General features: G+C 38.9%; 11 protein-coding genes and 1 tRNA gene. 5 read left to right on the top strand and 7 right to left on the bottom strand.

Features of this window, described 5'->3' with window-relative positions; genetic code table 11:
• The first annotated feature begins 162 nt into the window (after positions 1–162).
• From CC204_RS13255 to CC204_RS13240, 4 genes are all read left to right on the top strand, one after another.
• Positions 163–2,097, top strand: coding sequence for an NAD(P)/FAD-dependent oxidoreductase (locus tag CC204_RS13255; RefSeq protein WP_088270596.1), 1,935 nt, complete (start codon positions 163–165; stop codon positions 2,095–2,097).
• A 114-nt stretch (positions 2,098–2,211) separates the two neighbouring features.
• On the top strand, positions 2,212–2,634 hold the full coding sequence (locus CC204_RS13250; RefSeq protein ID WP_088270595.1) for a NusG domain II-containing protein: 423 nt from the start codon (positions 2,212–2,214) through the stop codon (positions 2,632–2,634).
• 15 nt (positions 2,635–2,649) lie between these two features.
• Positions 2,650–3,210, top strand: a complete 561-nt coding sequence (locus CC204_RS13245; protein ID WP_087640455.1) for a Gx transporter family protein — start codon at positions 2,650–2,652, stop codon at positions 3,208–3,210.
• A gap of 39 nt (positions 3,211–3,249) precedes the next feature.
• Positions 3,250–4,236 carry a polyprenyl synthetase family protein gene (locus CC204_RS13240; RefSeq protein WP_088270594.1) on the top strand — a complete coding sequence of 329 codons (987 nt, stop codon included), beginning with the start codon at positions 3,250–3,252 and terminating at the stop codon, positions 4,234–4,236.
• A gap of 35 nt (positions 4,237–4,271) precedes the next feature.
• Here the strand turns inward: CC204_RS13240 and CC204_RS13235 are convergent, their stop codons facing one another.
• The 4 genes from CC204_RS13235 to CC204_RS13220 form a co-directional block, all read right to left on the bottom strand.
• Positions 4,272–4,820 carry a hypothetical protein gene (locus CC204_RS13235; RefSeq protein WP_088270593.1) on the bottom strand — a complete coding sequence of 183 codons (549 nt, stop codon included), beginning with the start codon at positions 4,818–4,820 and terminating at the stop codon, positions 4,272–4,274.
• 58 nt (positions 4,821–4,878) lie between these two features.
• Complete coding sequence (gene gor / locus CC204_RS13230) at positions 4,879–6,231, bottom strand: glutathione-disulfide reductase (protein ID WP_088270592.1); 1,353 nt, start codon at positions 6,229–6,231, stop codon at positions 4,879–4,881.
• A 92-nt stretch (positions 6,232–6,323) separates the two neighbouring features.
• Positions 6,324–7,565, bottom strand: a complete 1,242-nt coding sequence (locus tag CC204_RS13225; RefSeq protein ID WP_088270591.1) for a peptidase U32 family protein — start codon at positions 7,563–7,565, stop codon at positions 6,324–6,326.
• Positions 7,566–7,578: 13 nt separating this feature from the next.
• Positions 7,579–8,499 carry a peptidase U32 family protein gene (locus tag CC204_RS13220; RefSeq protein ID WP_088270590.1) on the bottom strand — a complete coding sequence of 307 codons (921 nt, stop codon included), beginning with the start codon at positions 8,497–8,499 and terminating at the stop codon, positions 7,579–7,581.
• A 120-nt stretch (positions 8,500–8,619) separates the two neighbouring features.
• Here CC204_RS13220 and CC204_RS21710 point away from each other — a divergent pair, with 120 nt between their 5' ends.
• Positions 8,620–8,742: a hypothetical protein gene (locus CC204_RS21710; RefSeq protein ID WP_257790117.1), complete on the top strand. Its 123-nt coding sequence runs from the start codon at positions 8,620–8,622 to the stop codon at positions 8,740–8,742.
• A gap of 264 nt (positions 8,743–9,006) precedes the next feature.
• Here CC204_RS21710 and CC204_RS13215 read toward each other — a convergent pair whose 3' ends face one another.
• The 3 genes from CC204_RS13215 to CC204_RS13205 all read right to left on the bottom strand — a co-directional run bounded on the left by CC204_RS13215 (position 9,007) and on the right by CC204_RS13205 (position 12,206).
• Positions 9,007–11,496 (bottom strand): ATP-dependent Clp protease ATP-binding subunit, encoded by a 2,490-nt coding sequence (locus CC204_RS13215; RefSeq protein WP_088270589.1) that lies wholly within the window; start codon positions 11,494–11,496, stop codon positions 9,007–9,009.
• Between the two features lie 4 nt (positions 11,497–11,500).
• A complete protein-coding gene (locus CC204_RS13210) occupies positions 11,501–11,968 on the bottom strand; it encodes a CtsR family transcriptional regulator (RefSeq protein WP_088270588.1) in 468 nt (155 codons plus the stop codon).
• 164 nt (positions 11,969–12,132) lie between these two features.
• Positions 12,133–12,206: transfer RNA gene (locus CC204_RS13205), tRNA-Pro, on the bottom strand.
• Between the last annotated feature and the right edge of the window lie 7 nt (positions 12,207–12,213).

The following is a 12,213-nucleotide window of genomic DNA, read 5'->3' as shown; positions in this document are numbered from 1 at the left end:
AAGAAAATTTTTTACTCTTTTTTCACGGCATTTTAATAAAGAAAAATTTATTTCCTATATTTATGAATTGTTATTAGACAAATCCACAAACACGCTATATAATGAAATCGATTGTGTAATTATTATCATTTTCATTTCATTTATTTAAGGAGCGGATTATCAATGACAAAGCAAAAAATTGTCGTTGTGGGAGCTGGGTATGCTGGCGTTTCAGCAACTAAATTTTTAGCAAAAAAATTAAAAAAAGACTCTGACGTTGAGATTACTCTAATTGATCGTCATTCTTACCACACCATGATGACTGAGTTGCACGAAGTAGCAGGCGGACGTGTTGAACCAGAAGCGATTCAATACGATTTGCAACGTTTATTCTCACGTAAAAAGAATGTCAAACTTGTCACAGACACTGTAACTGGTATCGATAAAGACAAAAAAATCGTTCAAACAAAATTAGGTTCTTATGAATTTGACCAATTGATCATTGGTATGGGCGGCGAACCGAACGATTTTGGTACACCAGGAGTTAAAGAACATGGCTTTACTTTATGGTCTTTTGAAAACTCTCTGAAAATTCGCGAACATATTTTGGAAACTGTTGAAAAAGCAGCAATTGAACCAGATCCAGAAATTCGTAAAGCGATGCTGACATTTGTTGTTTGCGGATCAGGCTTTACTGGGATTGAAATGATCGGTGAACTGATCGACTGGAAAGATCGTCTGGCAAAAGAATTCAAATTAGATCCTAGCGAGTTTACGCTAATGGTCGTTGAAGCAATGCCGACAATCTTAAACATGTTATCTCGTAATGACGCTGCTAAAGCGGAACGTTATTTAGAAAAGAAAAATGTAAAACTTCTTCTTAATGCACCAATCGTTGAAGTAGCAGCTGACCACATCAAATTAAAAGATGGTTCTACTGTTCCGACTCACACATTGATTTGGACTGCTGGTGTTAAAGCAACTTCTGATGCAGCTGACTTTGGTTTAGAAGCAGCACGTGGAAACCGTTTAGTTGCGAATGAATTTATGCAAGCCAAAGGCTATGAAGACAAAAATATTTATATCATTGGTGACTTGGTTTATTACGAAGAAACACCAAATACACCAACACCTCAAATTGTTCAAGCAGCTGAACAAACAGGTCATACTGCGGCTGCAAACATCGTTGCAGATATTAAAGGTGGCGAAAAACACGCATTTAAAGGAAACTATCAAGGATTCATGGTTTCTGTCGGCTCTAAATGGGGCGTTGCTAATTTATTTGATAAGATTCACCTTAGCGGTTTCTTAGCGATCATCATGAAACACATCGTTAACTTGAAATATTTCTTTGATATTCGTTCTGGTTACTACATGTTCCAATATATCATGCATGAGTTCTTCCACATCAAAGATGACCGTAATGTAACTCGCGGACATTCTTCTCGTTATGGCAACGTGTTGTGGAGCGTACCGTTGCGTGTATTCTACGGTATGGTTTGGTTAGTGGAATCAATGAAGAAAATTGTCGGAACTGGCGATTACTTGAAACCAAGTACATGGTTTGGTGATGGTTCTTGGTTCACAGATAAAGTTGTCTTCCCATTCCCATGGTTACAGGAACAAGTAACGACAGGTGCTTCTGCCGCAGCTGAAACAACGACTGCAGCAAGTGGTGCTGGTGCCGATGCTGCAGCTGATACAGCGACTCAAGCAGCACACTTTGGTTTAAGTTATGCTTACGGCGAACAGCCAATGCAAGTCTTCGATCATATGCCAAAATGGTTTGAAAGCGTAATGAAATTCATGATGCCTAACCAAGAGGTCGCATTGTTCATGCAAAAATTCATGACGATCGTTGAAGTATTGATTGCTTTAGCATTGATTGCAGGTCTATTTACTTGGTTAAGCAGTGCAGCAACAATTGGTTTAACTATTGCATTCTGTTTATCAGGTATGTTCTACTGGGTAAATGTTTGGTTTATCTTTGTGGCATTCGCTTTGATGAATGGTTCAGGTCGTGCACTTGGTTTAGACCGCTGGGTAATCCCTTGGTTACAGCGTACACTTGGTAAATGGTGGTACGGTACACCTAAATCCAGATACGGTAGTAAATAAATAGTTATCTATTTTATAGCAAATACTAAGAGAGTTCTAGGGTTACTCCTAGAACTTTCTTTTATCCTTATGATAGAATAAAGACAACTAAAAACTATGAAGGAGAGGAAAGAGTTGAACGTAAAAGAATTTATTCAAAAAAGTTATATACGTCCTTGGGATATTGCCATTATTATACTTCTAACGCTTGGTTCTTTCTTGCCCCTTGTTGTTTTTGGTTTTCAAAATACTGCGCAAGAAGATGCTACAAAACAAGCTATTCTAAAAGTAGACGGTGAAGTAATCAAAGTGTTTGATTTAAAAGAAGACGGCCCTACTTATACATATAAATATGAAGCAGCTGATGGTGATTATAATTTGATCGAAGTCAGCGGAGACAGAATTCGGATGGTAGAAACAAATTGCGGCGATCAAATTTGTGTCCAACGCGGCTGGATATCCAAAGCAGGTGAAACACCGATCGCTTGTTTGCCGCATAATTTATTTATCACCGTTGAAGCTTCTGATGGGAGTGAGGATGGCAGCTTGATTTATTAAGCACTGCCGCTAATTATGAACAAATTACAAAAAAACATATACATTTCCATGCTAGTCGCTCAAGGAGTCATCATCGGACTGATTGAAAATATGATTCCTTATCCTTTTGCTTTTGCACCTGGAGCGAAACTTGGCTTAGCTAACTTGATTACGATCATTGCCATTTTTACCATGAGAAAAAGAGACAGTTTCTTTTTAGTCTGTATGCGATTGATTTTGACCACACTACTAGGCGGGACGATATCTACATTCTTCTATAGTGCTAGTGGAGCCTTACTTAGTTATTTAGGCATGCTTCTTATCATGCAGCTGGGTCCAAAACGTGTGAGTATCATTGGCATCAGTGCTGCAGGCGGTTTTTTGCATAATGTTGGGCAGCTATTGACCACTTGTTTTTTCGCCCAATCATGGGCACCAATGCTTTATCTGCCATTTCTTTCATTTATCGGTCTATTATCCGGTATTGCTATCGGAATTGCAGCCAATTATTTACTACGCCACGTTCAAACATTGCGGCAGTTTCAATTAAATTATGAATCAACAACAAAACATAAATGGAGTCAATACTTCCAGTAACTATTTGATCTGAGTGAGTATAACCAAAGGAGTCATCTTATGAATATTCATCCAATGTGGAAAACCTACCCTGAACTAGCAAAAGAATTAAATAGCACACTCAAACTAATGGACAGCAATGTCAATTTAAAAAATAAGGAAGTCGAACAAGCAGTCATGTCAATGATCCACTCTGGCGGAAAGCTGTTGCGTCCTGCTTATCAATTACTTTTTTCACAGTTTGGTGAACAAAGAGACGCAAAAAAAGCTGTGGCTTTAGCAGCAGCCATTGAACTACTGCATACTGCGACATTGATCCATGATGACATTGTAGATGAAGCAGATATTAGACGAAGCTTACCAACGATTCGCTCTCAATTTGGCAACAGTACGGCTGTGTATGCAGGCGATTATTTATTCGTTAGTTGTTTTAAACTTCTGGCTGACTACTCCTCTTCTTTAAAGAGTATCCAGCTTAATTCTAGAAGTATGGAAAAAATTTTGAGTGGTGAACTGGGCCAAATGGATAATCGCTACAATGTCGATATGACCATTGATCAGTACTTAGACAATATTTCTGGAAAGACAGCTGAACTTTTTTCACTAAGCTGTTTTGTCGGTGCGTATGAAAGCGGCAGCTCTGAACGCTTTGCAAAAAATTGTGGAAAAATCGGTGAAAATATCGGCCTTGCTTTTCAAATTATCGACGATGTGCTGGATTATACACAAAGTCCTGAACAAATCGGAAAACCCGTTCTTGAGGATGTTCGTCAGGGTGTCTACTCCTTACCGCTTTTATACGCATTAGAAGAAGGTCGAGAAACACTGCTACCCTATCTCGAAAAAGGAGAACACCTTACAGATAGTGAAACAGATAAAATTTATGAACTTGTCCATTCCTTCGGTGGTGTCTCAAAAGCTCAAAAACTTGCCGAAAAATATACACAGCAAGCCCTAAAAGGAATTACTAAATTACCAGAAACTTCTACCGATGCCAAAAATCAGTTACTAACGATTACACAGGCTATTCTTGCGAGACAAAATTAAAAAAACAGATCAGTCAAAATAGGCTGGTCTGTTTTTTAGCTTTTCCACCATCGCATGATAGTATCTACACCTGTTGCTGTTGGGCAATCGATTACTTTCTTTCGACCATTTTTCAAAATAACTGTGACTCGATAGTACTTCCCATATCGCCTATAACTCTTTATACCATTGCGATTACAAGTTAAAATATCTGTCCTGTCGATAACAACATCCGGTAACAGGATCATAAAATACTCTCCATAACGTCCTTGCAAATGCCATCTAATTTCTTTCTCCGAAGCTTCTCTTTTCAAAAGTGTTTGTAGATCCTGTTGTTTTTCCTGTGAAGAGTCTTGAAGATACTTTTGAATTTGTCTCCATGTTTTGAAGAATGGTCCAATAAGAAAAATACTCCAAATAGCAGCAGGTAAAAGGATAGCTAACAGACAACTGATAAGCAGATCGATTACAGATATATTCGATAAGCTGATCTTTCCAAAAATAAACAGCACAAATATTCCAAGAACTAACGCTCCCAACAAAAACAGTCCTAGAGCAATCATTTTTTGACCCATTTTCTTAATGTAACTAGTTAAAAATATCATATTACTCCTCTTTAAAATAAAACGAGGCAAAACTAAAAATCAATTTTGCCTCATCAACTTATCTCATTGTCACAAATTCTTCTGAACCTGTCGGATGGATCGCTACTGTATTATCAAAATCTTTCTTCGTAGCACCCATTTTGATTGCAACAGCAAAACCTTGAAGCATTTCATCGACACCTAAGCCAATGCCATGCAGTCCAACGATTTTTTCTTCTTCGCCAGCACAAACTAATTTCATATCGCATTTTTGGCGATATTCATCCAGCGCAAAGTACATTGGGGTAAACGTTGATTTGTAAATCTTGATCTTTTCTTTGCCATATTTCTCAACAGCTTCCGTTTCAGTCAATCCAATTGTTGCAATTGGCGGATGTGTGAAAACAACGGTCGGAATCGTTTCATAGTCTAAATACTCATTCTCTTTTCCGTTAAATAGGCGCTCTGACAAACGACGGCCGGCAGCAATCGCAACTGGTGTTAAATCAATCTTGCCGATGACATCACCAACTGCATAGATACCTGTCTGTGTCGTATTTTGGAATTTATCAACTTTTACATAGCCTTTTTCTGTTAGTTCAACTTGTGTGTTCTCAAGACCTAGTTTATCTGTATTTGGCTGACGACCCGTACCAAAAACGATACTATCTGCAGTGATTTTTGTGCCATTTTCAAAGGTGATCACTAACTCACCTGTAGCTAATTTTTCAATCGACTGCGGAGTTGAGTTAGGATAAATATGCATACCATCTTGTTGATAATGTTCAACTACTTTTTCAGAAAGCATCTCATCAAAACTACGCAAAGGACGTTCTTTTCTAAAAGCCCAATGTGTTTCAGCCCCTAATCCGTGAATCGTACCTGCAAGTTCCGCAGCGATATAACCTGCTCCGACAAAGACCACTCGTTTTGGTAATTTCTCTAAAGCAAAGAACCCATTTGAATCGATCGCATACTCTTCTCCAGGGATCCCTAGTTTTTTCGGACGTCCTCCTGTAGCAATCAAAATATGTGGTGCTGTATAGGTTTCATCTCCGGCTTGAATAGTTTGTTCATCCACAAATGTCGCATACTCAGCTAAAACTTCAACTTTATTACTGTTCAGTCCGCGATAGTAAGCTCCATGTAAAAAATCAATGTAAGACTCACGGTTTTGAACTAATCTTTTAAAATCCAACGCTTTAACATCGACATCAAAGCCGTAACCTGCAGCATCCCGTTTCATCATTTCCATCATTGAGCTTGCTTGCCACATGACTTTTTTGGGCACACAGCCAACATTCACACAGGTCCCGCCGATCTCTCCTGCTTCGATCAATAGAACTTTCGCACCATGCATTCCGGCACGATTCGCAGAAGCGATACCGCCACTGCCGCCGCCGATCACGATGTAATCATATTGTTTTACCATTCTTTCAAAATCCTCCTTCATCAGACACTTTAACGAAAGAGTGTGGGACAAAACGAAAAACAGTTTTGCTTCACACTCTTAATGGTTGATATTTATTTTTTCTTACGGATCATATCCCCAACTGCTACAGGTTGTTCAACCGGCATCGTTAAAATCATCATTGGGTTTGGTGCGCGATCAATCGACTCACCATCTTCATTATACATAACTTCTACTGTTTGATGGAAGTGATTGAACCCAGGTCCATAAAATTCAATTTCATCGCCAACACTAAAATGATTTCTTTGACGGATCGTCGCTACTTTTGTTGCTTCATCATACGCCATAACTTCCCCAATAAACTTATATTGCGGTATTTTACGGCGTTCACCAAATAATTGTTCCTCATCTGTCGGTACATGGTAATAAAAACCAGTAGAAAGCTCTCGCTGTGCAACTTTCCATAATTCATCGATCCACTCTTGTTTACATTCATAATTTTCAGGATCTTCCATATACGTATCCACAGCTTTTTTATACACATTCGCTACAGTCGAAACATAATGGATCGATTTCATTCTTCCTTCGATCTTAAAGCTATCGACACCATTTTGAATCAATTCGGGAATGTGTTGAATCATTGCCATGTCGACCGCACTCATTGAAAATTCTTCTTCCACTTCACCTTTATCTGTCAAGCTCGTACGTGCTCCGCCAAAAGGCATATCATACAATTCGTATTTCCAGCGGCATGATTGAGAACAGCCGCCACGGTTCGCGTCACGCATCGACATATGGTTGGATAATGTACATCTGCCGGAATAAGAAATACACATGGCTCCATGGATAAATGCTTCGATTTCAACGTCTGTATTTTTACGGATCTCCGCAACTTCCTCCATTGACACTTCACGGGCTAAAACGACACGCTCAAGTCCTTCATTTTTCCAGAACTCTAATGTCTCATAGTTCGTTGCTGAAGCTTGTGTCGATAAATGGATCGGTAATCCAGGCGCTTCTGTTGCACAAATTTCAATCAAAGCTGGATCTGAAACGATTACCGCTGAAATACCGACATCGCGGATCTCACGGAAAAAGTCCCCAGCACCTTCTTGATTGCCTTCATGTGTCACCATATTTGCTGCGACATACACTTTCGCATTATGTTCTTTGGCAAAAGCTACGCCCTCGATCATATCTTCTTTTGTAAAATTACCGGCACGGCTACGTAACCCGTAGGCATTTCCGCCGATATACACGGCATCTGCCCCATAATGAATAGCTGTTTTTAGTTTTTCTAGCGTCCCGGCAGGTGCTAATACCTCGGGACGCTTCAATGTTCGTTCGTTTGTCATTTCTCTTTTCTCCTTATTTTATCTCATCTGGATCTAAATCAAAGAATCCGATATCTAAACCACGGTTTTCAGGATGCAATGCTTCGATTTGTTCGACCGCTTTTTGTGCATCTATGCTGGACCAGCTACCTTGTTCGATTTTTTCTTTTGCATCTGCAAAAATCTTAGCTGTTTTTACAAAATTTTCGCCTGGGGCATAAATACCATCCAGTTTCCATTTCGTATAATCGTTCTCATATAACTTATCTAATTCTCCCGCTAAATTAACATCATTATCAGCGAAGATATGTGTACCATGGCTATCCTCATAAATAGAATAGTGTGTCTCTTCCTTTTTAGGCTCAGATATAAAAAGACCCCGATCCTTACTCACAGATTCATCATTCTTGGTGAAATTGTAGTAGTTTTGCAGTAATGGACGTTTCGATTGATGGATACATGTTGCACCGTACACAAGCACCTCAGCCGGTACCATCAAATTATCCTTCATGGCTTTCATCTCTTCAAACGGAACCTCTCTAGCCAATACCGCACCGATCGATCCACGCTTTGCCCAAAAGTTGATTTGACGTGAGCTTGTAACCAATGTTTCGCCATCATAAATATAGGGAATGTTCACTTCATCACGCTGAATAACAAAAACAACTCCTGGATCACCGACTGTTAATTGATCCACTTGAATTTCTTTCAAAAACGCTAAATACTCCGGCACTTTTTTCATCTTTTCCGGATGCATGATCCCATTAAGAGCAACCGTTACCTTTTTCCCCATACGATGAGCCATTTCAGTGATCGATCGCTGCTCATCCCGAGAAAACGAAGTTGGCAAACGTAACCCGAATGTCTCTTCTCCTATATATAACGTATCCACGCCTACTGCCAATAACGCCTCCGCCTGTTCAACAGACTCAGCTGTTGCAATAAGTTCAATCATTTTGAATCCTCCTTATAAAAGCTGAATGAGTTCGTTCAGCCCTGATTGAAAAATAGGAAAAATTGAAGGCGGTGCTCTTCGCCGCAATCCATTTTTATCTTTTTTCTGAAGGGCTAGCTCATGAAGCTAGATAATGTAAAGCTGAATGAACCTGATCAGTATCGACTGAAAAATAGAAACATTTTTTACGATGCTCTTCATCGTGGACAAATATTTTCTTTTTTCCGAGATGCTGGTTCATGAAATTAAACAAGTTAAAAGTCGAACGAACTTCTCTCTATCTCTACCTAGACAAACTACACTCCAGCTTCAAGCTCTCTTTATCTATTGTTCTATAATCTTCTAACAACTGTTTCATAGTAGCACAGGTTCACAAACTTTCCAATAGTCTCTCTTCATTTTAACGATGATTTTTCACAAAATAATTTCTTATCATCCTTTATGACTTAAAAAGAAAAAATACCGAGACGTGTCATGAACAACGTCCCGATATCTTACTAGTTATTTTTAAACTTCCTGTAAAACCTGCTCTATTTTAGGCGTTTTTACATTCAACGTTATTTTTCCTTTGCTTGCGCCAATCGTTACTTTGTCACCTAAATGGATCTGACCTGAAAGTAATGCTTCACTCAAACGATCTTCTACTTCTTTTTGTAATGCTCTGCGAATTGGACGTGCACCATATTCTGGGTCAAAACCAACCTTACCGATCACTTCGATTGCAGCAGGAGTAATTTTCACATTCACATCTTGCTCTTTCAAGCGCTGAATAATCGATTTACTCATGATCTTCACAATCTCATGAATTTCTTCCTGATCTAATGAACGGAAAACAACTGTTTCATCCACACGGTTTAAAAATTCTGGACGGAATGCTTTTTTCAATTCTTCCATGATTCGTTTTTGCATAGCATCGTAATCTTTCGATAAATCTTTCACATTGAACCCAACATTTTTTTCTTCACGGATAGCCGTTGCGCCAATATTTGAAGTCATAATTAAAATAGTATTTCTAAAGTCGACTTTTCGACCTTTAGAATCAGTTAAGTGCCCATCATCTAATACCTGTAACAAGATATTGAATACATCTGGGTGAGCTTTCTCTACTTCATCAAGTAAAATCACTGAATAAGGTTTTTGACGAATTTTTTCAGTCAATTGTCCGCCCTCTTCATAGCCAACATAGCCTGGAGGGGAGCCAATCAAACGACTTGTACTATATTTTTCCATAAATTCGGACATATCTACACGCACAAGTGCATCCTCACTGCCAAACATTGTTTCAGCCAAAGCTTTTGCTAATTCGGTTTTACCAACTCCTGTAGGTCCTAAGAACATAAATGAACCAATTGGACGATTCGGATCTTTTAGGCCACTGCGGGCTCTACGAATTGCCCGTGATACAGCTTGAACAGCTTCATCCTGACCGACAACTCTGTGATGTAAGATACTTTCTAATTCAAGCAAACGTTCGCTTTCTTTTTTCTCTAGTTGTTGTAATGGTACACCAGTCCATTGTGACACAACATTCGCCACGTCTTGTTCAGTCACTTGATTGGCATAACCAGAAGCTTCTTTTTGTTTTAATAATAAAATATTTTCAAGCTTTCTAGCCATTTTTTTCTCTTTTTGGCGTAGTCTTGCCGCACTTTCAAATGATTGCGATTGAATAGCTTCTTCTTTTTCCTTGATTAAATTCGCTAAATCCAAACGCAACTCATTAATTTCAGAAGGCTCATCTGCCAAATCTAAACGAACCTTAGCAGCTGACTCATCCATCAAATCAATTGCTTTGTCTGGTAATTGACGAGAATTGATATAACGGACAGATAATTGGACAGCAGCATGTAAAGCGTCGTCTGTAATCTCAACACCATGATGTTCTTCATAGCGCGAACGCAGTCCTTTTAGAATCTCTTCTGCTTCTTCTGATGTGGGTTCATCCACTTGAACTCTAGCAAAACGACGTTCCAAGGCAGAATCTTTTTCAATATATTTTTGATACTCATCTAATGTAGTCGCACCAATTGTTTGTAGTTCTCCACGAGCAAGCGCTGGTTTTAAGATATTTGAAGCATCAATTGCACCCTCTGCGCCACCTGCACCAATCAATGTATGCAGCTCATCGATGAAGAGGATCACTTCACCGTCTTGATAAATCTCATCAATCACTTTTTTCAAGCGATCTTCAAATTCACCACGATACTTTGTGCCGGCAACTAACGCTCCCATATCAAGCATCATCAAACGTTTTTCCTGCATATCTTCTGGTACTTCACCATTAACGATTTTTTGTGCTAAACCTTCAGCAATTGCCGTTTTACCTACACCAGGTTCACCCACTAAAACGGGATTATTTTTAGTACGGCGGCTTAATATCTGAATTAATCGTCTAACCTCTTGAGAGCGACCGACAACTGGATCCAAATCATTCTCACGTGCTAGTTTGGTCAGGTCACGTGCTAATGAATCCAATGTTGGGGTTCCTTTAGGTGCTGCCTTTTGTGCTTGATTATTACGTCTGCGGCCAACATTTCCACTCATTTGAGGATCTGTAATACCAATTTTTTTCATTAGCAGCTGACGCATTTTTGATAAACTTAGTCCTAAATTCAATAAAATACGTGAAGCAAGGATATCCTCATCGCGTAATAAGCCTAACAAAATATGTTCAGTCCCTATATTAGGTGCTCCTAAACGTTTTGCTTCATCTCCAGCATAAGCAAAAACCTGTTTTGCACGAGGAGAATAAGGTAAGTAAGTTCCTTTAGGATAAGCTTTAACTGTACCATATCCAGTTAATTGTTCAATCTCTTCACGAATATCTGTCTTATTTGCATTTAGCTGACGCAGCGATTTTCCTGCGATTCCATTTGGTTCCAATACTAATGCTAAAAGCAAATGCTCAGAGCCTACGGATTGGTGTCTAAAATATTTTGCTTCTTCCTGTGCGATGGCTAAAACCGCCTTGGCACTTTCTGTAAATAATTCGTCCATACTATCATTCCTCCTCGTAACTCAAACGTTCTAAAAATGAATGCATCAATTGAGCACGTAAATAATCTTCATCTGGTCCTGCTTTACATAAAACTTGTTTACCTAGCACAGACAACATTAAATTGCCTTCTCTTTTCGTGATGACTTTTTCCTCGTATAACTTTTGTATAAAAATCAGCGCATCTTTATCTGAGAGTTCGTTCCCTGTAAATTGAGCAATTTGTTTTAGCAACTGATCATCATCAGATATTTGTACTTTAGCTATTCTGATATAACCGCCGCCTCCACGCTTACTTTCAACAGAATAACCACGTTGAATCGTAAAGCGAGTATTGATCACATAATTAATCTGGGAAGGAACACAATTGAATAAATGAGCCATTTCTGCTCTGCGGATTTCAATTTTACTGCTTTCTTCAAGAATTTTCTTTAAATATGCTTCAATTAAATCTGAAGTATTTTGATTACTCATAGTCCTCATCCTTTTCCCTTGACTAATACTGACCTTAATTATACCTAAGTTCAGCTGTTTAATAAAGAAGAATGCCTAATTTACTAAGAAAAGATAAATAATCTAGCCGTTGAAAATAAAATTGGCAACAAAAAAAGAACAGAGCCGTTCTCTGTTCTTTTTTATCGGGAAGACAGGATTCGAACCTGCGACCCCTTGGTCCCAAACCAAGTGCTCTACCAAGCTGAGCTACTTCCCGCAATTAT

The sequence above is a fragment of the Enterococcus wangshanyuanii genome, assembly GCF_002197645.1.
Classification (GTDB): domain Bacteria; phylum Bacillota; class Bacilli; order Lactobacillales; family Enterococcaceae; genus Enterococcus_L; species Enterococcus_L wangshanyuanii.
This window is presented reverse-complemented; position numbering and strand designations above follow the sequence as displayed.